This window comes from Parvibaculum indicum (assembly GCF_011762095.1).
In the GTDB taxonomy this organism is placed as follows: domain Bacteria; phylum Pseudomonadota; class Alphaproteobacteria; order Parvibaculales; family Parvibaculaceae; genus Parvibaculum; species Parvibaculum indicum.
In genome coordinates this window covers 157192-180106 of record NZ_JAASQO010000011.1, presented here as the reverse complement: position 1 = coordinate 180106, position 22915 = coordinate 157192, and the positions used below count along the sequence as shown (strand labels likewise).

The following is a 22915-nucleotide window of genomic DNA, read 5'->3' as shown; positions in this document are numbered from 1 at the left end:
CCATATCTGCCTCCCGATCTGCCTCGGGATACAGAATCATGTGTCGTCCCCCGTGGGAATCCCCTGACGATTCCTTTTATGATGAAACCGCTCTAGCTTTGCAGCAGGGTGGGGTGATCGGGCATCCGGTAGAGAATTTCCGCCGTGATCAGGCGGTAGCCATCCAGCATCTGCTTCAGTTCCGACATCGCGCTTACCCGCTCATGTGACAGGGATACGTCAAAAGCGTAAGCAGCGCTGACGCATCGCGCCAGCTTGACAAGCCGGAATAATCTCGAATTATTCAAATGAATCAAAGTGTTGGAACTCGCCGCCCTAGGTGAGTGCCAGCCGGGCCGCCTGCGATGCCGGACCGGCGCGGCGCGAGCGTTTCCGCCGCTTTCCGCGCCGCGGGTCCGGCGCATCCGCCTTGACCCTGCCAGCGATTTAGGATGGTTTGTCCCCCTATAAACCCATCTCGGGCCCGGATTGACGGGCCGAATCCATAAAGATTGCGCGGCAAGCGCATGAAGGACGGAAAATGAGCGAAAAATTTCGCGCTCTCATGGTCTCCAAGACCGATGACGCGCCCAAAGCGGACTTCGTCGACATCACCGAAGACGATCTCATGGAAGGCGACGTCACCGTCGCCGTCGACTATTCGACCGTGAACTACAAGGACGGTCTGGCGCTGACGGGCGCTGCGCCGATCATCCGCAAATATCCGCTGATTCCGGGCATCGACTTCGCCGGCACCGTCACGGCGTCGCGCCATGCGGGCTTTTCGCAAGGCGACCGCGTGGTGCTGAACGGCTATGGCGTGGGCGAGGGCCATCATGGCGGCTATGCGCAGAAGGCGCGCGTGCCGGGCGACTGGCTGGTGAAGCTCACCGACAACATCACCGCGAGCCAGGCCATGGCCATCGGCACGGCCGGCTATACCGCCATGCTGAGCGTCATGGGGCTTGAAGACGGCGGCGTGACGCCGGACAAGGGCCCGGTGCTGGTCACGGGCGCCGCGGGCGGCGTGGGCAGCGTTGCCATCGCGATCCTCTCCAAGCTTGGCTACAAGGTGATCGCCTCGACCGGCCGCGCCTCGGAAGCCGATTATCTCAAGGGGCTCGGCGCCACCGAGATCATCGACCGCAACGAACTGTCCGAACCCGGCAAGCCGCTCGGCAAGGAACGCTGGGCGGGCGCGGTGGACGCGGTGGGCAGCACCACGCTTGCCAATGCGCTGTCCCAGACCGCCTATGGCGGCACGGTAACGGCCTGCGGCCTGGCGCAGGGCATGGACCTGCCGGGCTCGGTCGCGCCCTTCATCCTGCGCGGCGTACGCCTTCAGGGGATCGACAGCGTGATGGCGCCGATGGCCAAACGCGAAATCGCCTGGCGGCGCCTCGCCACCGACCTCGACATGCGCAAGCTCGAGGCGATGACGAGCGAAGCCAAACTGGAGGATCTGCCGCGCCTGGCGGGCGAGATTCTGGCCGGCAAGGTGCGCGGGCGCGTCGTTGTCGACGTGAATGCCTGACGCGACGTAAAGAAAAACTGTATAAGCACAAAAAACAAAAAAAGGCGGCGCATGCTCATTATGCGCCGCCGATATGTAAAATAAGGGGAGGAACCCGGTGCTCATGTCTCAGCAGCCTTTCAGAGACCCACGCTATGTCGAGCCGCGTATCGACGTCGAACATCGCGAGGACGGGTCGATCATCCTGCGCAACCCGCATCCCTTGCGCGATCCGGCCCCGAACCTGATTTCGCCGCTCCGCCGATGGGCTGAGAACGCGCCGGACCGTGTCTGGCTCGGCAAGCGCAAGCCCGCGAAAGAAGGCTTCGGCGAGTGGGACCTGCTGACCTATGCGGATGCCGAGAAGAAGGTCTTCGCCATCGGGCAGGCGCTGATCGACCGGGGGTTCAACCAGTCGACGCCGGTGATGATCCTGTCGGGCAACTCCATCGAACATGCGCTGATGAGCTATGGCGCGATCCTCGCCGGGGCGCCGGCGACGCCGGTCTCGCCCTCCTACTCGACGATCAGCACCGATTTCGAGAAGCTCAGATATGTGTTCGACCTGGTCGAACCGAAAATGATCTTCATGCAGGAATCCGCGCCCTTCGAGCGCGCGCTGGCCGCCCTGCCGCTGGACGGGGTGGAACTCGTGACCGTGGACGGGTCGCTGGGAACGCCCTTCGCAGACCTGCTGGCGACGCGCCCCGGCGCGGGCGCGGAAGCCCGCTTCGAGGAACAGCATGACGACGAGGTGGCGAAATATCTCTTCACCTCCGGTTCCACCGGCATGCCCAAGGCCGTCATCACCACGCAGCGCATGATGCGCGTCAACGCGGTGATGCCGCGCAGCGTGCAGCAGGAGCGCGAGGACGACGAGCCCGGCGTGCTGCTGAACTGGCTGCCCTGGAACCATTGTTTCGGCGGCAATGCGATCCTCAACAACACGCTGACATCGGGCGGCACGCTTTACATCGACGGCGGGCGTCCCGTGCCGGGCCAGTTCGAGGAAACGGTGCAGAACCTGCGCGAGATCGCACCGACCTCCTATTCCAACGTGCCCGCCGCCTATCCGCTGCTGGTGGATGCGCTGGAAAGCGACGAGGCGCTGGCGAAGAATTTCTTCTCGCGGCTGCGGTCGCTGGCCTATGGCGGCGCGGCGCTGAGCCAGGACATATACAATCGCATGCAGGACGTGGCGCTTCGCACGGCGGGCGAACGCATCGTGTTTTCCTCCGGTTACGGCGCGACGGAAACCGCGCCGACGATCATGAATGTGCACTGGCCGACCGAGCGCATGGGGCTTCTGGGCCTGCCGCTGCCCGGTATCGAGCTGAAGCTCGCGCCCACCGGACAGAAGATGGAAGTCCGCGTGCGGGGCGATTGCATTACGCCCGGCTATCACAAGAACCCGGAAAAGACCGCGGAAGCCTATGACGAGGAGGGGTTCTACCGCCTCGGCGACGGGGCGCGTTTCGTGAACCCCGACAATCCGATGGAAGGGCTCGTCTTCGACGGCCGCGTGGCGGAGGACTTCAAGCTCTCCACCGGCACATGGGTAAGCGCCGGCAAGCTGCGCGTGCAGGCGGTGGGCGCCTCCAACGGCATTTTGCAGGATGCGCTGATCGCCGGTCTCGACCGCGACTATATCGGCATTCTCGGCTTCCCCAACATTCCCGCCTGCCGCAATGTGGCGGGCGATCCGGAAATGGCGGTGGAAGATCTCGTCCGCCACCCGGCGGTGCTGGAACAGCTCGCGGAAGGCTTGCGCAAACACAATGCCGGCAATCCCGGTTCGAGCACGCGCGTCTCGCGCGCGCTTTTGATGGTGGAGCCGCCGAGCATCGACGCGGGCGAACTGACCGACAAGGGCTATATCAACCAGGCGACCGCGCTGTCGCGCCGGGCCGATCTGGTGGAAAAGCTCTATGCCGAACCGCCCGGCAACGACGTTGTCGTCACGGGGCGGTGAACGAGTATGCGTTTCGGGGTTCGGTATGATTGATTTCGGCCTGATTGCCAACGGCATAGCCATCGGCATGGCGGTGGCGGCACCGATCGGACCGGTAAACCTCATCGTGATCAGGCGGACGCTGCATTTCGGCTGGCTGAACGGTTTCCTGTCGGGCGGCGGGGCGGCGACGGGGGATGCGATCTTCGCGATCATCGCGGGCTTCGGCCTGACAGCCGCCATCGACCTCGTCGTCCGGTTCGAGATCTATCTTCAGCTCGCCGGCGGGCTCTTCCTCGTGCTGATGGGCTTGCGGACATTCTTCACCCATCCGCATCTGGAAGCGCAGGAGACCGACAAGCCCGCCACCGCGCAGGCCAAGGTGTTCGGCACGACCTTCGCGCTGACCATCACCAACCCGGCGACCATGCTCGGCTTCATCGCCATTTTCGGCGGCATAGCGGGCCTGACCAGCAAGGGCGAGGATTACGGCCACGCGGCCACGGTGGTGGCTTCGGTGATGGCGGGGTCCGTGCTGTGGTGGTGCTGCGTCTCCGGCTTCGTCGCCTATTTCCGCAAACGCATGAACGACAGCCTGCTGGAAAAGGTGAACCACGTGTCCGGCGCGCTGATTACGATTTTCGGCCTGGTTGTGCTGGGCCGACTCGTCTTTAAACTTTTCGGATTGGTTTAAGCCCGGCACAGTTCAAGACCGGCAGACAGGGAGACAGATTGATGTCATCGAAAAAAATGAACGGCGCCGAAAGCCTGGTACGCACTCTGGTCGGGTCGGGCGTCGAGGTCTGTTTCTCCAATCCCGGTACGTCGGAAATGCATTTCGTGGCCGCCCTCGACAAGGTGGACGGGATGCGCGCCGTGCTGGGCCTGTTCGAGGGCGCGGTGACGGGCGCGGCGGACGGTTATGGCCGCATGGCGGAAAAGCCCGCCGCGACGCTTCTGCATCTCGGGCCCGGCATGGCGAACGGCCTGGCCAATCTGCACAATGCGCGGCGCGCCTCGACGCCGCTGGTGAATATCGTCGGCGATCACGCCACCTATCACGCGCAATATGACGCGCCGCTTTCCTCCGACATCAAGGGCTTCGCGGGCCCCGTTTCGGCCTGGATCCATTCCTCCACCAGTTCCAAGACCGTGGCCGCGGACGGCGCGCGGGCCGTGCAGGCGGCGATGGAAGCGCCGGGCCAGATCGCGACCCTCATCCTGCCGGCCGATACCGCCTGGCTCGACGCGGAAGGCCCCGCCGACCCGTTGCCGCGCCGCGTGGCGACCGCCGTTTCCGACGACGCGGTGAAGCGCAGCGTGGAAGCACTGAAAAAAGCCGGCAAGAACGCCGCCCTCCTGCTGCGCGGCGAGGTGCTGAAGGAGCGCGGGCTCATCGCGGCGGGCCGAATCGCGGCGGCGACCGGCGCGCGCCTGATGTGCGACACCTTCGCGCCCCGCATCCAGCGCGGAGCGGGCCGCGTCGCCGTGGAGCGCATTCCCTATTTCGCCGAGCAGATCGTCGAATTCATGGAGCCGGTGCAGGAACTCGTGCTGGTGGGCGCGAAGCCGCCGGTGTCCTTCTTCGCCTATCCCGGCAAGCCGAGCTGGTGCACGCCGGAAGGAACGGGCATCGGCTATCTGGCCCATCCACATGAAGACGGCGTTCAGGCGCTGGAAGCGGTGGCCGAGGCGCTGGGCGCGCCGAAGGAGCCCGCCCATGTGGCGCCCGCGCACAAGCCGGAACTGACGGACGGCCAGCTCGACCAGTTCACCATCGGTCATGTGGTCGGTCATCTCCTGCCGGAAAACGCGATCATTTCGGACGAGGCCGCGACCTCCGGCATCGGCTCCATGATCGCAACGGCGTCGGCGGCCCCGCATGACCATCTCTCGCTCACGGGCGGCTCGATCGGGCAGGGCCTGCCGCTGGCGACCGGCGCGGCGGTCGCCTGCCCGGATCGCAAGGTGGTGTGCCTGCATGGCGACGGCGGCGCGATGTACACGCTGCAGACGCTCTGGACCCAGGCGCGCGAGAAGCTCGACGTGACGACGGTGATCTTCGCCAATCGCTCCTATGCGATCCTGAATGTGGAACTGTCCCGCGTGGGCGCGGAAAACCCCGGCCCCAAGGCGCTCTCCATGCTGGATCTGCACAACCCGGAACTGAACTGGGTGCAGCTCGCGCAGGGCATGGGCGTCGAAGCCAGCCGCGCCGAAACGCTGGAAGAATTCACCGAGCAGTTCTCCTCGGCGATGAAGCAGAAGGGCCCGCGCCTCATCGAAGTAATGATCTGAGCGCAAACGGCAAATCGCGGTCCGACCGGGATGGGGCGGGCGCCTTGACATGGTAATGCAATTGCATTACCTATGTGGCGTCCGGGGAACCGACTTACCATTTGGGAGGCCGCCATGGCCGCGCTCGTCAAAGAAGTCTCGAAACTCACCGATCGTTACCAGACGACGGTACCGAGCGGCGTGCGCCGGCAACTGAATCTGGGGAAGGGCGATCATATCCGGTACTGCACGGATGAGAGCGGGCGCGTGTATATCGAGCCCGACCGGGAAGAGGCGGGCGACCCTGCATTGGGTGCCTTTCTCGATCTGCTCGAAAAGGACGTGCGGGAGCATCCGGAACGGCTGCGCGCGTTTGACGGCGCCCTTCTGGAGCGGATGAAGGCGCTGGTCGAAGGGGTGGACGTCGATCTCGACGCGGCCTTGTCGCCCGATGACGAATGAAACGGCCGGAAGGGGCGCCGCTCACCGTCAATGACTGGTCGATCTATGCGCATCCTCTCTTCCTCGATCAGATCGACGAACTGGTCGAGGAGGTCGAGCAACGCAAGCGGCGCGATCCCGACAGCTACCGAAAGAAAAATTGCGCCAAGCGGCTGGCCGCCATCGTCAAGCTGGTGACGGAAGTCATTCCGGCCGATCCTGGCGATCCGGCCTTCCGTCAGGGGAATACGCTGGGCGAGGATCGGAAGCATTGGTTCCGCGCCAAGTTCTTCCAGCAATATCGATTGTTCTTCCGTTTTGACAGTGGGACGAAAATTATCGTTCTGGCTTGGGTCAATGACGACAAAACGCTACGCGCCTATGGGAGCAGGACGGATGCCTATGCGGTCTTCAACGGTATGCTTGATGGCGGCAATCCGCCCGATGACTTCGCAGCGCTGTTGAAAGCTGCCCGCGCGTCGGGAGAACGGTTCGACGGACTTATGAAAGCTGCGTCGCGGGATTGAACTCAATATTCATTTGGAGAAGTTAGGAACCCGGCTCGGGATGACCTGGCGTTCCTCCGGAAAAGCGTGCTTAGTTCACGACGCGGTTCAGGGTGAATTCGCCCGAGCGGATGCGGTCGGACAGGCCGTCCGTCATTTCGGCGACCGCTTCCTCGCCATAGGCTTCCACCATGTCGGACAGCGCCGCGAAAATGGCCGTGCTCGCCAGAATATCGGGGGATACGCCTTCGCCCAGCGTCTCGTCCCAGGCATCCAGAATATTCTGGAGCGCCAGGCGGCGCTGCTCGCCCTCGGGCGGCTCGGTCATGTCGCCGGCTTCGTCTTCGTAAAATCTCACCAGGGGATCGCCTGGAAAATCATCGGCCATTCTGTCCTCATCCGCGCGAAAATCGCGGCGCAGTCTCTACGATAGAGGCCCACCGGGCAAATCAGGGGCCTTGACTGCATTACTAGCATACTCCCGCAGCCCGGCGCGACCTTCGTGAAGATGCGGTTAATTTGCGTAATCCGGCCTATTGCCCGTACCCCCGGCGGGCGAGGGCTTCGGCAAGGCGCTGGCCTTCCGAAACCAGACGATTGGCGTCCCGGGCGGCCTTGCCGGTGCAGCGCGGATAGGCGTCACGATAGCGGTAGTAGAAGATATTGAAATGGGAAATCAGCACTTCCCGCTCGTCGCGTGCGGTGGGGACGGCATCGAGCATGCGGATCATCTGATTGCGCCATTTCTGCCCTTCCCCCGAGCCGCAAAGCGGGCGCAGATAGTGAACGGCGCCAAGCACTTCCGCGAGCCGCATCATCTCGCGCGGCACGGCCTGGGCGGAACCCCGCGGCAGAACCGTCAGGCCGAGGGCCAGCAGAAGCATACAAATCACGCGCATAGACTTCTCCAGCCCCGCCCTGGGCCCGCGGCAACATGCAGGCCCAGTCTCCATCCCGAAATGGCAGTTTAGGGGCAGGATTGAGGTATTTCCACGCCTGGAAATATCCTTGCTTGCCTTGCCCCGGCGGAACCCCAAATGGGAAGAGGGGCCAAATCAGGAGATTTTCATGCCACGCCAGCTGACAGCCTTCGCCACGGCCATTCTGTGCCTGACCTTCGGTTTCGGACCGGCCGTGGCGAACGACAGGATCGACAAGAGGGTCGAGACGGAAAAGGCGACGATCCGTGTCGCCACCTTTGCCGACGAACTGGACCACCCCTGGGGGCTCGCCTTCCTGCCGGACGGACGCATGCTGCTGACCGAGCGCGTGGGCCGGCTGCGCATCGTCGACAAGAAGGGCGGACTGTCCTATCCGGTGGCCGGGCTGCCCGAGATCGACGTCAGGGGGCAGGGCGGTCTTCTCGACGTGGCGCTCGATCCGGATTTCGAGACGAACAAGCTCGTCTATCTGAGTTTCACCGAACCGGGCGAGAACGGGCGGAACGGCACGGCGGTGCTGCGCGGCAAGCTCAGCGAGGACATGAACGAACCGCGCCTTAGCGAGGTGAAGGTGATCTTTCGCCAGAAGCCCAAGGTGGACGGATCGGGTCATTTCGGCTCGCGGCTGGTCTTCGACCGGAAGGGTCATCTCTTCGTCACGCTGGGCGAGCGCTATTTCGACAGCGTGCGCGGGCAGGCGCAGGACCTCGATTCCGATCTCGGCAAGATCGTCCGCATCTGGCCGGACGGCAGCATCCCCAAGGACAATCCCTATGCGGAGGATGGCGGGCCGGAAGGCGATGCCCGGCCGGAAATCTGGTCCTACGGCCATCGCAACGTGCAGGGCGCGGCTATCGAGCCGAAATCCGGCAAGCTCTGGGCCGACGAACATGGGCCGAAAGGCGGCGACGAGATCAATGCGATCGAGCCAGGACGGAACTATGGCTGGCCGGTCGTCTCCTTCGGCATGAATTATGACGGCTCGCCGGTCGGCACCGGCAAGGCCCAAGCGTCCGGCATGACCGGCCCGATCTACCACTGGACGCCTTCCATCGGCGTTTGCGGCATGGCCTTCTATACGTCCGACGCCATACCGGAATGGAAGGGCGACCTGTTCGTCGGCGGGCTTGCCAAGCCGCGCCTTGTCCGCCTCGAATATGAAGGCGAGAAGATCACCCATGAGGAGGATCTGCTGACGGACCTCGGCGAGCGTATCCGCGCGGTGAAGCAGGGGCCGGACGGTGCGCTCTATGTGCTGACCGACAGCTCCGAAGGGCAGGTTCTGAAAATCACGAAGGCGGATTAGCCGCGTGCCGCCGGCGATGCCACAATGCGGCATCTTCGATTCCTTTCGATGAGGTCCGACAAGATGACGAAGAATTTGCGGCTGACCCTGCGCGTGGATACCGACAGCGAACATGCGCTGGGCGTGGGCAAGGTCCGGCTGATGGAACTCATCGACGAGAGCGGCTCGATCAGCAAGGCGGGCAAGGCGATGGGCATGTCCTATCGCCGGGCCTGGCTGCTGGTGGACGATCTCAACCAGCGCTTCGCCACGCCTCTGGTGGAAACGCAGCGCGGCGGCGGCGGCGGCGGCGGCGCGGCCCTGAGCGAGACCGGCCGCGATGTGGTGAAGCTCTACCGCCGCATGGAAAAGGCCTGCCTCAAGGCGAATGGCGAGGCGATGGAGGAAATGGCCGGTCTCATGAAGGGAAGACGCCGGAAGGCGTCGCCCGTCAGTAGGTGAAACTGGTGGTGAGCCAGATGCTGCGCCCTTCCGCCGGGAAGCCGTCGACGAGCATGTAGTTTTCGTCGGAAAGGTTCCGGCCCGAAAGGGAAAGGGCGACCTGATCCGTCACCTGCCATTTGGCCCGGAGATTGACGAGAAGGTAGTCGCCGGTCCGGTAATAGGCGCCGCCCGAATCCTCCGTCCAGCGGTCGGAGGCGAATTCGATATTCGGCGTCACCGTGATGTTTTCGAGCGGGCGGAGCGTGGCATAGGCCATGCCCTTATGCGCCGGTACGCCGGTCGGACGGAAGGACGGATCCGTCGGGTCGGTGATCGTGCGGTCGATAAAGGCGTAGTTGGCGCCGATATCGATCCAGCTCGCAAGGCGCTTTTCCGCCGAGAGTTCAAAGCCCCAGGAATGGCCGTTCCCGACATTGCGGCTCTGGCCGACAAGGCCCGTGCCGCCATAGGGCACGGCGGAAATCTGGACCTGCTCGATAGCGTCTTCCAGCCAGTTGTAATAGATCGCGGCTTCGATTTTCAGCTCGTCGAGCGTGCCGGTGCCGACGCCGAATTCGGCGGTGGTGGCGCGTTCGGGTTTCAGATCCGGATTGGAGACCGAACCGCCGAAGCGCGAGGAGTAGCGCTCGAAGATGCTTGGAAAGCGCGTGCGGGTGGACAGGCTTGCATGGAGCCTGGTCGTGTCGCCGGGATACCAGACCAGCGCGCCCTGACGATCCCATGAATGGGTGTCGGCGGTGTTGTAGGAGAAAAGCCCCGTGGAGGTCGTGTAGTCCTGAGCCCGCAACAGGTGGCGCGCATTGTAGCTGCCGCCGAGCACGAGATCCCATTCCGGCGACAGATGCACCGTGTTTTCGAGCGCGAGCGACAGGGTGTCTTCCGTCGTCGTCTGCTCGGGCTCGGTATAGGGCGTGAAGGGCGCGCTGTTGCCCCATTGCCATTCGACATGCTCGTCGCGGCGATAGCTCGCGGCCAGTTTCAGCGTGTCGGCCTCGGCGAACTTCTTTTCGAGTTCGAAGCCGCCGCCATAGCTCTCGTCTTCGTAATAGCTCTTGAAGGCTTTGCGCTGGTTTTGCGTGGTGAAAGTCGCATCGTCATAGGCGACGAGATTGTCGTCGAACGCATTGTAAAAGGCGCGCGTCTTGAGCCTGAAACCGTCACTGAAACTTGTCGTCGAGAGGAAATAGACGCTTTCGAGGCTCGTCATCGGCCATGTCCAGTTCCGCTGGGAGGAGACGGGATCGGTGACGTGGTAGGGCGCTTCGCGACTGCCTTCCTGCTTCATGTAGGTGAGCGAATATTCGTCGCTCGCATTGGGCGTGTACCCCGCCTTGAGGCTGATGCGCCAGTCTTCTGTGCTCGAGTGATTGCGCGCGCCGCCATCCTCGTTCGCGGTGGGCGTGAAGTCCTGCGACATGCCCATATATTCGCGATAGAGCTTCGCGCCGCTCGCCTGGAGATAGAAGCGCTCCTGCTTCGTGCCGATCCGGCCCTGGTAGAGATAGCCGTTCCCCTTGCCCTGGCTGTCGAAGGCGATGCCGGTTTTCGCGTCGAGCTCGAAAGCCTTTTTCGGCTTTCGGGTGACGATATTCACCGCGCCGCCAAGCGCGCCGGGACCGTTCAGCACCGAGACATAGCCCTTGGCGACCTGCAGCTCCGCGATGTCGGCGGTGAGGAAGCGCGAATAGTCGAGCCTGTTGTCGGCCGGGCGGTAGATCACGATGCCGTCGATGGAAAAGGGCACCTGAAAGCGATCGAAGCCGCGCACGAAGATGAGGGCCTCGTTGCGGGAGCCGCCGGAATTCATCGCATCGGCGCTCGGCACGAGCTTCAGGGCTTCGTCGACGCTTTTGCGGTCGAAGGTCTCGATCTCCTCCGCGTCGACGGTGGCCGTATTCACATCGTCGGCGGCCTCCGAGGGGCGTTCCGCGCTGACATAGATCTTGCCCAGCGTGAAGGTGTCGTCCGCGGACGATGCGTCACCGGCGCGGGCGGAGTTGGCGGGAAGGGCGGCAAGGACGACCGCCGCGGCAAACGGCGCGAGTTTCGATTTGGACATGGGACCCCCGGGCGATTCGATATATTCTAATGGATATAACGAATTTTGCGTTATATACACAAAAACATATCGTTTAAGAGGGAGAGCCGGATGATGCGAAGGATCGTGTTCTGTATGGGCGTGCTGATGGCTTGTCTGTCAGCGGCCTGCCTGTCGGTAAGCGTGCCGGCGTTCGCCGATGCCATGCAGACGGACGGATCGCAATGCGTGCGCAAGGCGGACGGCCTGTCATGGGCCGAAGACACCCCGGTCCGTCTCACGGCGAAGACAGTCGACGCGGCGGACGGCGTGAAGATGGCGCTGGGCAAGCAGACGCATCTCCGTTTCCATCGGCAGACCGATGTTACCTTTGCAACGCTGCCGGGCTCCGCGACGGAAACGATGGAGGACGGTTTCGCGGGAATGGCGGTTTTCGACGTGCCGGAGGACGGGTCCTATGCCGTCAGCGCGAGAGGCATGGTCTGGATCGACCTGGTGCAGCGGGGGCAGCTCATCGATTCCAGCGGTCACGAGCGCGGTCCCGCCTGCGAGGGGAAGACGGTCTATTTTCCGCTGAAGGCGGGACGTGCCATCATCCAGCTTTCGGGCGCGGGCCTCGACGCCATCGACGTCCTGGTCACGCGCGGCGCTCCCCCGGAGTGAAAAAGGCGGAGCCGATGCTCCGCCTTTCTCTTTTTGCGCTGTCGGGGTCCGATCAGAAGATCGAATAGCCGCCATCGATGACGAGCGTCTGGCCGGACATGTAGGACGACGCATCCGACGACAGATAGACGGCCATGCCGCCGAAATCTTCCGGCTCGCCCCAGCGGCGCGCGGGCACGCGGGGAATGACCTTTTCGGCAAAGGCGGGATTGTCCTGCGCGCCCTGCGTCATGTCGGTGGCGATCCAGCCCGGCAGAATGGCGTTGGCCCGCATGCCGTAACGCGCATGTTCCACCGCGATGGCGCGGATCATGGAAATAACGGCGCCCTTGGTGGCGGCATAGGCTTCGTTCTTGCCGGCGCCCTCGATGGCGGCGAGACTTGCAATGCCGACGAGCGAGCCGCCCGCATCGCCGTCCTTCGCGCGCTCCACCATGTGACGGCAGGTCTCGCGCAGCGTCCAGAACACGCCGTCGAGATTGACCGACAGCACCTTGCGGTAGACGTCGGTCTTCATCTCCACGAAGGAGGGCGCGCCATAGCCGATACCGGCATTGGCGAAGACGCTGTCGATGCGGCCGAGTTCGGCCACGGTGGCGTCGATGCCGTCGACGACTTCCTGCTCCTCGGCGACATTGACCTGGCGCGCATAGACTTTCACGCCATAGGCCTTGAGCTTTTCTTCCGCTTCCTTGTTGCGGCTTTCATTCGTGCCCCAGATGGCGATATCCGCGCCGGCCTGCGCCATGGCTTCCGCCATGCCGAGCCCGATGCCGCGATTGCCGCCGGTCACGAGGGCGACCTTTCCGGAAAGATCGAAAGGTGTGTAGGTCATGTTGTCTCCCTGAAGGTTTGTCTTTTCTGGTTGGGATTCAGTTTTTCTGGTTGTCGTCTTTTGCGTCGTCGCCGGCCGGTTCGTTTTCGGCCGCGCCGGGTTTCGTTTCCTTCAGCTGCGAACAGATGAAATAGGAGGCATAGGAAAGCGTCTCATGCGCGGGCGGCACTTCGCAGGAATAGATCGATGCGTCCTTCTGGAGGATCAGGGCGCGGCCGAAGCCGGTTTTGACCTCATAGCCGTCGGCGGCGAGGTCGGCGAGGCTGCGATCGGTGACGACGAAGGGGCCGGAGCGGGCGCCGGGCGCATTTCCCTCCGCCGACCGGGCAGGGGCGGCGATGAAGGGCGCGAGCATGACAAGGGCGAGGCTGAAGAGCATCGCGGTGCGGCGGATCATGTTTTCTCCCCAGATTAAGGTCGTCGTGACGGCGGCGGGGCTGCCCAGACCCTGTCGATGAGGGGCGATCTTAACGGATGAGCGCGTCCGTTCAATCCGCGATGCCTACCGAAACGGTGGAACAGGCGATCCGTACAGGCCCGGGATTACCGGGCGCACCGGGCGCAAAGGCCGGTGATTTCGACCGTTTTGCGTTCGGCCCGGAAGCCCGCATGGGCCGCCGCTGCGTCAAGGGCGCGTTCGAGCTTCGGATCGACAATTTCCTCCGTCCCGCCGCATTGCCGGCAGATCAGGAAATGGCCGCTATGGGGCGCGCCGGCATCCGTACAGCCGAGATAGGCATTGAGCGATTCGATCTTGTGGATGAGGCCCTCGGCCATCAGGAAGTCGAGGGCACGATAAACGGTGGGCGGCCGGGCCGATTTATGCGTTGCCGACAGCGTATCCAGCACCTCATAGGCGCCGATGGGCTTGTGCGAGCGCCAGACGATCTGCAGCACCTGTTCGCGCAGCGGCGTGAGCTTCACGCCCCGTTCCGCGCAGATTTCCTGCGCGCGCGCCATGGCATCGGCCACGCAGGCGCGATGATTGTGCGAGCTGTGGGCCTTGGGCGCTGTATCGGTCTCGATCGTCTCGGCCATTGCCGTCCTTTCGGGTCGTCCCCCGGAACGTCTCGATGAAACAATATAACAGGATGAGGCTGCCTGACGAGACCGGTCGGCGAGACCGCCTGACGGCGCGGGGTGGAATCGGCCTAGACTGCGCGCCCATGTGCGGACGATTTGCCATCACCACGCCTCCCAAGGCCATGAAGGAACTCTTCGGCTATGGAGAGCAGCCCAATTTCCCGGCGCGCTACAACATCGCGCCGACCCAGCCCGTGCCCGTCGTGACGCTGGAGCGCGGGGAACGCCATTTCCGGCTGATGCGCTGGGGGCTGATCCCGTCCTGGGCCAGGGAGGAGCCGAAATCGCTGCTCATCAATGCCCGTGCCGAGACGGTCGACGAAAAGCCGAGCTTTCGCGGCGGTTTTCGCCATGGCCGCTGCCTGATGCCGGCCGACGCCTTTTACGAGTGGAAGGCGAAGGGCAAGGGGCCGAAGCAGCCTTTTCTCATCCGCCGGCGCGACGGGCAGTGCTTTGCCATGGCGGCCATTGCCAGCAACTGGATGGGCGCGGACGGCAGCGAGGTCGACACCTGCGCCGTGGCGACGACGGAGGCGAACGAAACGCTGATGCCCATTCATCACCGCATGCCGGTGATCCTCGACGAGAAGAACTGGGCGGCGTGGCTGGACCCGGAGACGCAAGCAAGGGACGTGCAGAAACTGCTGCGCCCCGCGCCCGACGATCTCATGGAGGCGGTCCCCATCGGTACACGGATCAACCGCGTGGCGAATGACGATCCCTCCTTGTGGGAGCGCCATGAGGTCGAGGACGAGGCGCAGGCGCAGCCCGCGCCGAAGGCGACGGAAAAGCCCGTAAACGCGAACCAGATGGATCTGTTCTGACTTCTTGCTTCTTCGTCATGCCGGGCTTGGTCCGCCATCCGTGCAGCGTGCCGAATTCGGAATGGATCCCGGGTGACGGCTTGCGGTGGACCGGGCTTCAATCCCCGAGCCGCCGCGACATCACGATACGCTCTTCCACCTCATAGCCGAGGGTCTCGTAAAACCGGCGCACGCCCTCGTTTTCCGGGCGGATCATCAGGTTGAGCTTCCAGACGCCCCGAGCGGTCAGCCAGTCTTCCGCCGCCCGCATGATGCGGGTGCCGAGACCCAGATGGCGCAAGCCCGGATCTGCCGATACGTAGTAGACGGTGCCCCTGTGCCCGTCATAACCGACCATGACGCTGGCGCCGATATGGCCTTCCCGCTCCAGCAGGAGAATGGTGGAGGCGGGCCCCGAAAGGGCAAACCCAATGTCCTGCCGTGAATCGTTGAATGGACGGGTAAGGCCCGCCGCCTGCCACAATGCGTCGAGGGTGGCGGCGTCGCGGAGGGTCGCCTCCCGGAGGGTGAAGTCCTCCGCATTGGACGTTTCAGGGGCGGTTTCGGGCCGTTTTTCGGTCATTCGCTTTCTCCGTAAGGCGATCCGGGAAAGCGCGTGACGCTAGCATGAAAGCCCGGTTCGGCCGCATGGAATTCAGCGCTGTCGCGCAAGGGCCGGTCCTACCCTATAATTGGGCGACCATGCGCCGCCGGGGTCCCCATGCTGTCTGACGTCATCATCCTTCTCGTTCTGATCCTGCTGAACGGGTTCTTCTCCATGTCGGAAATGGCGGTGGTCTCATCCAGCCGCCAGCGCCTGCTTGCGTTGAAAAGCGCCCGCAAGCGCGACGGCGGGGTGACGGGCGGCGTGGACACGGCGCTCAGGCTGCAACGGGAATCGGGCCGCTTCCTTTCCGTCGTCCAGATCGGCATTACGCTGGTCGGCGTCTTTACCGGCGCGTTCGGCGGTGCGACGCTTGCCGAGCCGGTTTCCGAGGTGCTGAAGCCGCTGCCCTATGTCGGGGCCTATGCCGTGCCCGCCGCCTTCGCGCTGGTCGTCGTCACCATCACCTATCTTTCGCTCATTCTGGGCGAACTGGTCCCCAAGCGCATCGCGCTGTCGAACCCGGAAGGGATCGCTTCGGGGATCGCTCGGCCCATGCACGGGCTCTCGCGCATCCTCTCGCCCGCGGTGACCTTCCTGTCCTGGTCCACCGAGGCCGTGGTGCGGCTTTACGGCGTGACCGGCCAGCAGGTGCCGAAGGTCACGGAAGACGAGATCAAGCATCTGGTGGAAGAGGGCGCGGCGACCGGCGCCATCGAGGGCGTGGAACGCGACATCGTGCATCGCGTCTTCCGCATGGGCGATATGCATGTCAGCGAGATCATGACGCCGCGCGTGCAACTCGTCTGGCTCGATACGACCGCGCCGGTGGAAGACAATCTGGAAGCCATCAGGCGCTACCAGAATATGCGCTATCCCGTGCGGCGCGGGCCCGACGGGCCGCCTGTCGGCATGATCCGCGTGGAGGACCTCTTCCATGTCGAAGCCCCCAAGACGAACGAGGTGCTGTTCCAGAAGATGTCGCCGCCGCTCTATATCCCGCGCACCGCTTCCGCGCTGAAGGCGCTGTCGGTGTTGCAGTCGAACCAGATGTTCATGGGGCTCATCATCGACGAATATGGCGATGTGGTCGGGACGCTGACCATGAGCGACATTTTCTTCGCCATGATCGGCGACATTTCCGAACATGCCGACGTGGCGAACGACGCCGTGGTGCAGCGCGAAGACGGCTCCTACATCATCGATGGTGTCGTCTCGGTGGACGAGGTGCGACGCCTGCTGGGCCTAACCAAGCTGCCCGGCGACGACAGCCCGGAAGTGAACACGCTGGCGGGCGTCTTCTACAACTGGTTCGGACGGCTGCCGCGCGAGGGCGAGTATTTCGGCTGGAACGGCTACCGCTTCGAGGTCGTGGACATGGACGGGCCGCGCATCGACAAGGTGCTGATCGTGGCGGCGCAGAACCTTCCCATCGGCAGTGCGATGAAGCGCGGGGCGGATTGAGGCGCTTTCCGCAACGTCATTGAGAGCGTCAGCGAAGCAATCCAGGGCGGCAGACTCAGCGCTGGATTGCTTCGTCGTTTCACGCCTCGCAATGACGGAATGTGGGGGCCTTCATCCTTCGAGACGGGCTTTCAGCCCTCCTCAGGATGAGGGACGAATTCTGAGTTAAATCCTCATCCTGAGGAGCGGCGAAGCCGCGTCTCGAAGGATGCAGGCCAAAGCTACTCCGCCCGCACCACCTTGCCCGGATTGAGAATGCCCGCCGGGTCGAAGGCGTGCTTCAGCGTGCGCATCATCCCGATTTCCACCGGATCCTTGGTGGCGGCGATCTCGTCGCGCTTCATGCGGCCGACGCCGTGCTCGGCGCTGATGGAGCCGCCCATCTCCCGCACGATGTCGTGGACGATGCCCGCCATGCGGTCCCACTGGGCGAGATACTCTTCCTTGTCCATGCCTTCCGGCTGACTGAGATTGAAATGCACATTGCCGTCGCCGATATGGCCGAAGGGGACGGGGCGGATGCCGGGCATTTCCCGCTTAACGGCTTCGCTCGCCCTGGCGATGAAGGCGGCCATGGCGGAGACGGGCACGGAGATATCGTGCTTGATGGAACCGCCTTCGCGCTTCTGGATTTCCGACAGGCTTTCGCGGAGCGCCCAGAGCGCGGCGCGCTGCGTATCGGACTGCGCAAGCGCCGCGTCGGCGACGAGCCCCTTTTCCATGCCCGCCGCGAGCGCGGCCTCCATGGTCTCTCTCAACCCGGCATCCTTGCGGCCCGCCGTCATCTCGATCAGCACATACCAGGGCGAGGGAGCATCGAGCGGGTCTTCCGCGCCGTCGAGATGGCGTGTGACGAACTCCACGCCGATGCGCGGCACCAGCTCGAAGGTCGTGACCATGCCGCCCGACTCCGCTTCGGCGACGCGCAGCAGCGAAACGGCGGCTTCCACGCTCGGCACCGCGGCAAAGGCGGTCTCCACCGCGCGCGGGCGGGGAAACAGTTTCAGCACGGCGGCGGTGATGATGCCGAGCGTGCCTTCCGAACCGATGAAAAGCTGCTTGAGGTCGTAGCCCGTATTGTCTTTCCTGAGGCCCTTGAGCCCGTGCCAGATGCGCCCGTCGGCCAGCACCACTTCAAGGCCCAGCACGAGGTCGCGCGCATTGCCATAGCGCAGCACGGCGGTGCCGCCCGCATTGGTCGAAAGATTGCCGCCGATCTGGCAGGAGCCTTCCGAGGCGAGGCTGAGCGGAAAGAGCCGGTCGGCCTCTTCCGCGGCCTCCTGTGCGTCCAGAAGCGTGACGCCTGCTTCCACGGTGAGCGTGTTGTTGTCGGTGTCGATGGCGCGTACCGCCTTCATGCGCGAAAGGGAGAGGATAAGTTCTTCTCCAGCCTCGAAGGGAAGCTGCCCGCCGACAAGCCCGGTATTGCCGCCCTGCGGCACGATGGGCGTTTTCGTCTCCTGCGCGAGCTTCATGATGGCGGCGACTTCTTCCACCGTCGCGGGGCTCAGCATGGCGACGGTCTTGCCCTTGTAGAGGCCGCGCTGTTCGACAAGATGCGGCGCGAGCGCATCGGGATCGTCGGTATATCCCTTGGGACCGACGATCTCGCGGAAGCGCTGCAATGTCTCTTGGCTGGGCATGAAATCTGTTTGTCGGTGTCTATTCGTCGATTCTGGGATGTGCGCGGACGCCGTAATGCAGATAGCGCGCGCGGCCGAAACGGTCTTCTTCCAGGAAATGATAGGTCACGGGGCGCGTATAGCCAGGCGGCACGCCGACGAAAAGCCCGGGCGCGGCGGGAGAAAGCTCCACATCGTAAATGCCCTGCAGCGCCGCGAATTCGGCGCTGGGCGCATGATGGGCGATGAGCTTGCCGTCTTTCTGGGAGATGTCGATGGTGCCGCTCGCCTTGCCATAGCGCCCGAGAAGCGGGTTCGCCGCATAGTCGAGCGTGGGGTCGGCCTGCGGCATGGGCGGCGGGGCGATATGACCGAGCGCCGGGAAATACTCCGCCATCAGCTTGTCGGCCATGCCCTTGCCATTGCCGCCATTGGTCAGCAGCACGAAGGCCGCGCCGCTCGCCGGGTGATAGCGCAGCCAGGCGGCCTGCCCGATGGTGGAGCCATCATGCCCGAAGGTCTCGTAAGTGCCGTCGCCGTCCCAGTCCCACATGAAACTCGCAAGGCCGATGGCGTCGATATTCATGCCTGCCGGGCAGGCGGCGGTGAAACCGTGCATGGCGGCAACGCTTTCCGGCGACAGGATGGGCGTCCCGTCCGGCGTCTTGCCGTCATTCATCATCATGCGGGCAAAGGCGAGCACGTCGCGCGCCCGCGCCATGGGCATGGAGCCGGCAGGCGCGTTGGACTGAGCCAGATAGGCAATCGGCGTGACGATGAGCGAGCCGGGCACGCCCAGATGGCCGATGGCGGTCTGGTAGCGCATGGCCTGTTCCGGCAGGGTGGAAAAGGACGGCGTGCCCAGCGGCTTTGCCAGCCGCGTGCGGACCGCCTTGTCCCAGCCCATGCCGCTTGCGATTTCCACCATGCGGCCCGCCACGACGAAGCCCGCATTGCAGTAGGAGAACATGTGGTCCAGCGGATGGATCTGCCGGACGTCCTTGAGCAGGCCGACATATTTTTCGATCCGGTCTTCGCCGCGTCCGGCATCCTTGAAGAAATCGCCGTCGAGCCCGCTCGTATGGTTGAGGAGATGGCGCAGCGTGACCCGCGCCGCGGTGTCCTCGTCCCCAAGCGCGAAATCGGGCAGCGTCTCGCGTACCGGCGCGTCGAGCTTCAGCTTGCCTTCCTCAACAAGTTGCAGGCAGAGCGCGGCGGTGTAGAGCTTGGTGATGGAGCCGATCTGGAAGAGCGTGTCCGGCGTCACCGGCACTTTCGTGTCGATATTGCAGACACCCGCGCTCGCCTCGGCAAAGCCGGTGCCGTTCCAGAGAAGCAGCGTCGCGCCGGGCACGCCGAAATCCTCGATGGCGGTGGCAAGCGTTTCCTGGAGAAGGGTCTGGTCGGGTAAGGGCATGACGGCTCTGCAAATCGTTTTGCGCAAGCCTAACATGGCCTTTGTCGCGTTTCGTGCCTAGTCTCTTGCCCCAAAAGGGAGAGAAACGCCATGCCCCATCCAAGCGATGAGACCCGCGAAGTTTCGGCCATCGACCATGTCATCCTCGCCGTGCGGGATCTCGCCAAGGCCGAAAAGACCTATTCCGGCATTTTCGGGCGCACGCCCTCATGGCGGGGCGGGCATCCGGGCGGGGGCACCTCCAACGTGCTTTACAGGCTGGAGAACACCTATGTGGAATTGCTGGCCGCGACCGGCGAGGGACCGAATGCGACGGCGGTGAACGCTTTCCTGGAGGAAAACGGCGAGGGCATTTTCGGCATCGCGCTGCAGGTGATAAATGCCGAGGACGCGCGGGACGCCTTTGCCGCGCGGGGCCTGCCGGTGGGCAAGGTCGCGACGGCCGGGGGCGTCGACGAGATGACCGGTGCGAAGCGGGAATGGAAGAGCTTCTTCATCGACGGGCAAGCAACGCGCGGGCTGACGGTCTTTGCCATCGAACATCTGGGTCCGGCGGATGCGCTGCCCATGGCACCGCTCGGCGCGGGCGTTCGGGAGGAAGAAGCCGTGCAGGCCGCCGACCATGTGGTGGTGATGACGCCCGATGCCGAGGCGGTGAAGGCGCTCTTCGAGGAGAAAATGAATATCCGCCTCGCGCTCGACCATTCGAAACCCGAATGGGGTGTGCGCCAGCTCTTCTTCCGCACGGGCGGCATGACGCTGGAAGTGGTGCAGCCGCTGGACGAAACGCGCGCGCCCAAGGTGGATCATTTCTGGGGGCTCGCCTGGAAAGCGCATCGCATCAATGCCGTGCAAGCGCGCCTCGCCGCGCAGGGCTATGACGTGTCGGATGTGAAGACGGGCCGGAAGAAGGGCAGCTTCGTCGCGACCATCCGCAAGCCCACCTGCAATGTGCCGACAATATTGATCGGGGAAGCGGGGTAGAGGCGGAGCGTACTGCTCAAGTCCTCCCCCTTGACGGGGGAGGGTTGGGAGGGGGTGATGCGGCAATCATATGCGTGGAGATTTGCCGATAGGCCGGCCCCCCACCCGCCGCGCCTTCGCCCTGCGGGCTTCGGCGGGCGACCTCCCCCGCAAGGGGGGAGGTGAGAAACATGGAGATAGCCTATTTACGGTCCGCCGCCGCGCGGGACAGACGGTCGTTGATCGCTTCGCCCAATCCCTCATGCGGCACGGGCATCACGGCGAGGCGGCGGCCCTCGGCTTCATCGTCCAGTGCACGGAGCATGGCGAAGAGATTGGCGGCGGCCTCGGTGAGGTCGCCCTTCACGGAAAGATTGAGCGAGGCGCCGAGCGACGGGGCGTCGGGCCCGAAGCCCAGCAATATCTCGTCATCCTCTTTTTCGCGCACATTGAGACGGATCGGCGCATTGGGCGCGTAATGGCTGGCAAGCTGGCCGGGGGAGGAACGTCCCGCTTCGTCCGATTGCGGCGCGGCCTCGGCAAGCGGCGCACCCAGCACTTTTTCGATGTCGCCGCGCGCCACCGCGCCGGGGCGCAACAGCGTGGGCCTCCCGCCTTCGGGAAAACCGATCACGGTGGATTCCAGCCCCATCGCGCAGGGGCCGCCATCGAGCACCATGGCCAGCAGCGGCGAGTGTCCGAGCGATTCCACGACATGCTCGGCGCGGGTGGGGCTCACCTTGCCGGACGCATTGGCGGAAGGCGCGGCGAGCGGACGGCCCGCCGCCGCGATGAGACGCTGCGCGACGGAATGCGCGGGCACGCGGATCGCCACCGTATCGAGCCCGGCGCTGACGAGAAGGGAAAGCGGCGTATCGGCGCGGCGCGGCAGGACGAGCGTCAGTCCGCCCGGCCAGAAGGCGGCGGCGAGTTTTTCCGCCTCGGGCGTGAAGATCGCATGAGTTTCGGCTTCCGGCTTACCGGACACATGGACGATCAGCGGATTGAAATGCGGGCGGCCCTTGGCCTCGAAAATACGGGCGACCGCCTCGTCGTCGGTGGCATCCGCGCCGAGCCCGTAAACGGTTTCGGTCGGAAAGGCGACGAGTCGCCCTTCGCACAGAGCCTCGGCGGCCTCCGCGATGGTTTCGTCGCTCGCTGTCACGCAAGGGACGGTCATGCGATGGGTGTCCGTCCCGATTGCCGGCCGATGAGACGGTAGAGAAGGCGGTCGGGGATGATGTCGGCAAGCCAGGCGGCCAGACGGTAGATGAAGCCGTTCGTGTAGACGGGATCGTTTTCCATCACCGCGCGGAAGCCTTCCCGCGCGACGCGGTTGGTGTCGAGCCAGAGGAATTCGGGCAGGCGGTTCATTTTCTGGCGGCTGCCCATCGCATCGTGAAATTCCGACCGGGTGAAGCCCGGGCAGAGCGCGGTCACATGGACTCCCGTGCCGAGATACTCGAAATGCAGCGCCTCGGAGAGCCTGATGACGAATGCCTTGCTGGCGGAATAGAGCGTACCGCCCGCCGACGCGGGAAGATGGCCCGCCACGGAGGCGACATTGAGGATGCGGCCATACCCCCGCGCCTTCATGCAGGGGCCGAAAAAATGGCAAAGCTCGGCAACGGTGGTGACCATTACCTGAATGAAGGCGGCCTGATCCTCCCATGCCGTGTCGCGGAAATAGCCGGGAATGCCATAGCCGGCATTATTGACCAGCGCATCCACCCGCAACCCGCGCGCCGTCACCTCGTCGAAGATCGCGCGCGGCGCGGCGGGGTCGGCGAGGTCCGCCACGATGATGTGGCAGTCGGTCTTCATGTCCCGGGCGAGTTCCTCGGCCAGCGCCTCCAGCTTTTCGCGGCGGCGGGCTACCAGAACGAGATCGAAGCCATGTTCGGCGAAAACCCGGGCAAGCTCCGCCCCGATACCCGCCGAGGCGCCTGTGATAAGGGCGCGCTTTCCCTTGCCTTCATAGGCAATCGTCATATTGGGCCTCGCAAAGCGCGATTTCGCCATACCGCCCGCCGCGGAAACGGCAGGCTGCGGCATGACGGAGGGT

The 22915-nt window shown here is 64.2% G+C and carries 24 protein-coding genes; 12 read left to right on the top strand and 12 right to left on the bottom strand.

All coding sequences use genetic code 11. The features are described from left to right. Window positions 1-92 precede the first annotated feature (92 nt). Window positions 93-188, bottom strand: a complete 96-nt coding sequence (locus FHS78_RS14505) for a hypothetical protein (RefSeq protein WP_167095085.1) — start codon at window positions 186-188, stop codon at window positions 93-95. Between the two features lie 332 nt (window positions 189-520). Between FHS78_RS14505 and acuI the strand changes: the two genes are divergently transcribed. The 6 genes from acuI to FHS78_RS14475 all read left to right on the top strand — a co-directional run bounded on the left by acuI (window position 521) and on the right by FHS78_RS14475 (window position 6688). Beyond that, complete coding sequence (acuI, locus tag FHS78_RS14500) at window positions 521-1513, top strand: acrylyl-CoA reductase (NADPH) (protein ID WP_167095084.1); 993 nt, start codon at window positions 521-523, stop codon at window positions 1511-1513. 103 nt (window positions 1514-1616) lie between these two features. After that, a complete protein-coding gene (locus tag FHS78_RS14495) occupies window positions 1617-3464 on the top strand; it encodes an AMP-binding protein (protein WP_167095083.1) in 1848 nt (615 codons plus the stop codon). Between the two features lie 25 nt (window positions 3465-3489). Then, window positions 3490-4137, top strand: a complete 648-nt coding sequence (locus tag FHS78_RS14490; RefSeq protein ID WP_167095082.1) for a LysE family translocator — start codon at window positions 3490-3492, stop codon at window positions 4135-4137. Window positions 4138-4178: 41 nt separating this feature from the next. After that, window positions 4179-5741, top strand: a complete 1563-nt coding sequence (locus tag FHS78_RS14485) for an acetolactate synthase large subunit (protein ID WP_246220518.1) — start codon at window positions 4179-4181, stop codon at window positions 5739-5741. A gap of 114 nt (window positions 5742-5855) precedes the next feature. Next, window positions 5856-6182: a type II toxin-antitoxin system PrlF family antitoxin gene (locus FHS78_RS14480; RefSeq protein ID WP_167095081.1), complete on the top strand. Its 327-nt coding sequence runs from the start codon at window positions 5856-5858 to the stop codon at window positions 6180-6182. Then, the gene (locus tag FHS78_RS14475; protein WP_167095080.1) at window positions 6179-6688 is read left to right on the top strand and encodes a type II toxin-antitoxin system YhaV family toxin; all 510 of its coding nucleotides are present in this window, start codon (window positions 6179-6181) and stop codon (window positions 6686-6688) included. Before FHS78_RS14480 ends, FHS78_RS14475 begins: the two co-directional genes overlap by 4 nt. Window positions 6689-6758: 70 nt before the next feature. On the opposite strand, the gene FHS78_RS14470 is transcribed toward FHS78_RS14475, so the two are convergent. Both FHS78_RS14470 and FHS78_RS14465 read right to left on the bottom strand, forming a co-directional pair. After that, the gene (locus FHS78_RS14470; RefSeq protein WP_205305326.1) at window positions 6759-7055 is read right to left on the bottom strand and encodes a hypothetical protein; all 297 of its coding nucleotides are present in this window, start codon (window positions 7053-7055) and stop codon (window positions 6759-6761) included. 145 nt (window positions 7056-7200) lie between these two features. Next, window positions 7201-7566: a TIGR02301 family protein gene (locus FHS78_RS14465; RefSeq protein WP_167095079.1), complete on the bottom strand. Its 366-nt coding sequence runs from the start codon at window positions 7564-7566 to the stop codon at window positions 7201-7203. Between the two features lie 169 nt (window positions 7567-7735). On the opposite strand from FHS78_RS14465, the gene FHS78_RS14460 reads away from it, so the two are divergent. Continuing rightward, complete coding sequence (locus tag FHS78_RS14460; RefSeq protein ID WP_167095078.1) at window positions 7736-8914, top strand: PQQ-dependent sugar dehydrogenase; 1179 nt, start codon at window positions 7736-7738, stop codon at window positions 8912-8914. Window positions 8915-8977: 63 nt separating this feature from the next. Continuing rightward, on the top strand, window positions 8978-9355 hold the full coding sequence (locus FHS78_RS14455; RefSeq protein ID WP_167095077.1) for a winged helix-turn-helix domain-containing protein: 378 nt from the start codon (window positions 8978-8980) through the stop codon (window positions 9353-9355). Here the strand turns inward: FHS78_RS14455 and FHS78_RS14450 are convergent. Next, complete coding sequence (locus tag FHS78_RS14450; RefSeq protein WP_167095076.1) at window positions 9345-11417, bottom strand: TonB-dependent receptor plug domain-containing protein; 2073 nt, start codon at window positions 11415-11417, stop codon at window positions 9345-9347. The genes FHS78_RS14455 and FHS78_RS14450 overlap by 11 nt on opposite strands. A 90-nt stretch (window positions 11418-11507) precedes the next feature. On the opposite strand from FHS78_RS14450, the gene FHS78_RS14445 reads away from it, so the two are divergent. Further along, window positions 11508-12059, top strand: coding sequence for a hypothetical protein (locus FHS78_RS14445; protein ID WP_167095075.1), 552 nt, complete (start codon window positions 11508-11510; stop codon window positions 12057-12059). Window positions 12060-12111: 52 nt separating this feature from the next. On the opposite strand, the gene FHS78_RS14440 is transcribed toward FHS78_RS14445, so the two are convergent. The 3 genes from FHS78_RS14440 to FHS78_RS14430 form a co-directional block, all read right to left on the bottom strand. Then, window positions 12112-12894: an SDR family NAD(P)-dependent oxidoreductase gene (locus FHS78_RS14440; RefSeq protein WP_167095074.1), complete on the bottom strand. Its 783-nt coding sequence runs from the start codon at window positions 12892-12894 to the stop codon at window positions 12112-12114. Between the two features lie 37 nt (window positions 12895-12931). After that, window positions 12932-13291 carry a hypothetical protein gene (locus FHS78_RS14435; protein WP_167095073.1) on the bottom strand — a complete coding sequence of 120 codons (360 nt, stop codon included), beginning with the start codon at window positions 13289-13291 and terminating at the stop codon, window positions 12932-12934. A gap of 146 nt (window positions 13292-13437) precedes the next feature. Next, entirely contained in the window at window positions 13438-13932 is a 495-nt protein-coding gene (locus FHS78_RS14430) for a Fur family transcriptional regulator (protein WP_167095072.1), read from the bottom strand. A gap of 128 nt (window positions 13933-14060) precedes the next feature. Here FHS78_RS14430 and FHS78_RS14425 point away from each other — a divergent pair, with 128 nt between their 5' ends. Next, the gene (locus tag FHS78_RS14425) at window positions 14061-14801 is read left to right on the top strand and encodes an SOS response-associated peptidase (RefSeq protein WP_167095071.1); all 741 of its coding nucleotides are present in this window, start codon (window positions 14061-14063) and stop codon (window positions 14799-14801) included. A gap of 97 nt (window positions 14802-14898) precedes the next feature. Here FHS78_RS14425 and FHS78_RS14420 read toward each other — a convergent pair whose 3' ends face one another. Then, window positions 14899-15363 (bottom strand): GNAT family acetyltransferase, encoded by a 465-nt coding sequence (locus tag FHS78_RS14420; protein WP_167095070.1) that lies wholly within the window; start codon window positions 15361-15363, stop codon window positions 14899-14901. 138 nt (window positions 15364-15501) lie between these two features. On the opposite strand from FHS78_RS14420, the gene FHS78_RS14415 reads away from it, so the two are divergent. Continuing rightward, window positions 15502-16848 carry a hemolysin family protein gene (locus FHS78_RS14415; protein ID WP_167095069.1) on the top strand — a complete coding sequence of 449 codons (1347 nt, stop codon included), beginning with the start codon at window positions 15502-15504 and terminating at the stop codon, window positions 16846-16848. A gap of 221 nt (window positions 16849-17069) precedes the next feature. On the opposite strand, the gene FHS78_RS14410 is transcribed toward FHS78_RS14415, so the two are convergent. Both FHS78_RS14410 and FHS78_RS14405 read right to left on the bottom strand, forming a co-directional pair. After that, window positions 17070-18491, bottom strand: coding sequence for an FAD-binding oxidoreductase (locus FHS78_RS14410; RefSeq protein WP_167095068.1), 1422 nt, complete (start codon window positions 18489-18491; stop codon window positions 17070-17072). Between the two features lie 19 nt (window positions 18492-18510). After that, window positions 18511-19887 (bottom strand): serine hydrolase domain-containing protein, encoded by a 1377-nt coding sequence (locus tag FHS78_RS14405; protein WP_167095067.1) that lies wholly within the window; start codon window positions 19885-19887, stop codon window positions 18511-18513. A gap of 90 nt (window positions 19888-19977) precedes the next feature. Between FHS78_RS14405 and FHS78_RS14400 the strand changes: the two genes are divergently transcribed. Further along, window positions 19978-20871, top strand: a complete 894-nt coding sequence (locus FHS78_RS14400) for a VOC family protein (protein ID WP_167095066.1) — start codon at window positions 19978-19980, stop codon at window positions 20869-20871. 181 nt (window positions 20872-21052) lie between these two features. Here the strand turns inward: FHS78_RS14400 and FHS78_RS14395 are convergent, their stop codons facing one another. Together FHS78_RS14395 and FHS78_RS14390 are read right to left on the bottom strand one after the other, a co-directional pair. Beyond that, window positions 21053-22030: an L-threonylcarbamoyladenylate synthase gene (locus tag FHS78_RS14395; protein ID WP_167095065.1), complete on the bottom strand. Its 978-nt coding sequence runs from the start codon at window positions 22028-22030 to the stop codon at window positions 21053-21055. Continuing rightward, complete coding sequence (locus tag FHS78_RS14390; protein ID WP_205305325.1) at window positions 22027-22905, bottom strand: SDR family NAD(P)-dependent oxidoreductase; 879 nt, start codon at window positions 22903-22905, stop codon at window positions 22027-22029. The genes FHS78_RS14395 and FHS78_RS14390 overlap by 4 nt, the downstream gene beginning before the upstream one ends. Window positions 22906-22915: the final 10 nt, after the last annotated feature.

Excerpts from the sequence above, each read along its gene's own strand:
- FHS78_RS14505 (WP_167095085.1), bottom strand. The coding sequence starts at position 188 with ATGTCGGAACTGAAGCAGATGCTGGATGGCTACCGCCTGATCACGGCG.
- acuI (WP_167095084.1), top strand. The coding sequence starts at position 521 with ATGAGCGAAAAATTTCGCGCTCTCATGGTCTCCAAGACCGATGACGCG.
- FHS78_RS14495 (WP_167095083.1), top strand. The coding sequence starts at position 1,617 with ATGTCTCAGCAGCCTTTCAGAGACCCACGCTATGTCGAGCCGCGTATC.
- FHS78_RS14490 (WP_167095082.1), top strand. The coding sequence starts at position 3,490 with ATGATTGATTTCGGCCTGATTGCCAACGGCATAGCCATCGGCATGGCG.
- FHS78_RS14485 (WP_246220518.1), top strand. The coding sequence starts at position 4,179 with ATGTCATCGAAAAAAATGAACGGCGCCGAAAGCCTGGTACGCACTCTG.
- FHS78_RS14480 (WP_167095081.1), top strand. The coding sequence starts at position 5,856 with ATGGCCGCGCTCGTCAAAGAAGTCTCGAAACTCACCGATCGTTACCAG.
- FHS78_RS14475 (WP_167095080.1), top strand. The coding sequence starts at position 6,179 with ATGAAACGGCCGGAAGGGGCGCCGCTCACCGTCAATGACTGGTCGATC.
- FHS78_RS14470 (WP_205305326.1), bottom strand. The coding sequence starts at position 7,055 with ATGGCCGATGATTTTCCAGGCGATCCCCTGGTGAGATTTTACGAAGAC.
- FHS78_RS14465 (WP_167095079.1), bottom strand. The coding sequence starts at position 7,566 with ATGCGCGTGATTTGTATGCTTCTGCTGGCCCTCGGCCTGACGGTTCTG.
- FHS78_RS14460 (WP_167095078.1), top strand. The coding sequence starts at position 7,736 with ATGCCACGCCAGCTGACAGCCTTCGCCACGGCCATTCTGTGCCTGACC.
- FHS78_RS14455 (WP_167095077.1), top strand. The coding sequence starts at position 8,978 with ATGACGAAGAATTTGCGGCTGACCCTGCGCGTGGATACCGACAGCGAA.
- FHS78_RS14450 (WP_167095076.1), bottom strand. The coding sequence starts at position 11,417 with ATGTCCAAATCGAAACTCGCGCCGTTTGCCGCGGCGGTCGTCCTTGCC.
- FHS78_RS14445 (WP_167095075.1), top strand. The coding sequence starts at position 11,508 with ATGATGCGAAGGATCGTGTTCTGTATGGGCGTGCTGATGGCTTGTCTG.
- FHS78_RS14440 (WP_167095074.1), bottom strand. The coding sequence starts at position 12,894 with ATGACCTACACACCTTTCGATCTTTCCGGAAAGGTCGCCCTCGTGACC.
- FHS78_RS14435 (WP_167095073.1), bottom strand. The coding sequence starts at position 13,291 with ATGATCCGCCGCACCGCGATGCTCTTCAGCCTCGCCCTTGTCATGCTC.
- FHS78_RS14430 (WP_167095072.1), bottom strand. The coding sequence starts at position 13,932 with ATGGCCGAGACGATCGAGACCGATACAGCGCCCAAGGCCCACAGCTCG.
- FHS78_RS14425 (WP_167095071.1), top strand. The coding sequence starts at position 14,061 with ATGTGCGGACGATTTGCCATCACCACGCCTCCCAAGGCCATGAAGGAA.
- FHS78_RS14420 (WP_167095070.1), bottom strand. The coding sequence starts at position 15,363 with ATGACCGAAAAACGGCCCGAAACCGCCCCTGAAACGTCCAATGCGGAG.
- FHS78_RS14415 (WP_167095069.1), top strand. The coding sequence starts at position 15,502 with ATGCTGTCTGACGTCATCATCCTTCTCGTTCTGATCCTGCTGAACGGG.
- FHS78_RS14410 (WP_167095068.1), bottom strand. The coding sequence starts at position 18,491 with ATGCCCAGCCAAGAGACATTGCAGCGCTTCCGCGAGATCGTCGGTCCC.
- FHS78_RS14405 (WP_167095067.1), bottom strand. The coding sequence starts at position 19,887 with ATGCCCTTACCCGACCAGACCCTTCTCCAGGAAACGCTTGCCACCGCC.
- FHS78_RS14400 (WP_167095066.1), top strand. The coding sequence starts at position 19,978 with ATGCCCCATCCAAGCGATGAGACCCGCGAAGTTTCGGCCATCGACCAT.
- FHS78_RS14395 (WP_167095065.1), bottom strand. The coding sequence starts at position 22,030 with ATGACCGTCCCTTGCGTGACAGCGAGCGACGAAACCATCGCGGAGGCC.
- FHS78_RS14390 (WP_205305325.1), bottom strand. The coding sequence starts at position 22,905 with ATGCCGCAGCCTGCCGTTTCCGCGGCGGGCGGTATGGCGAAATCGCGC.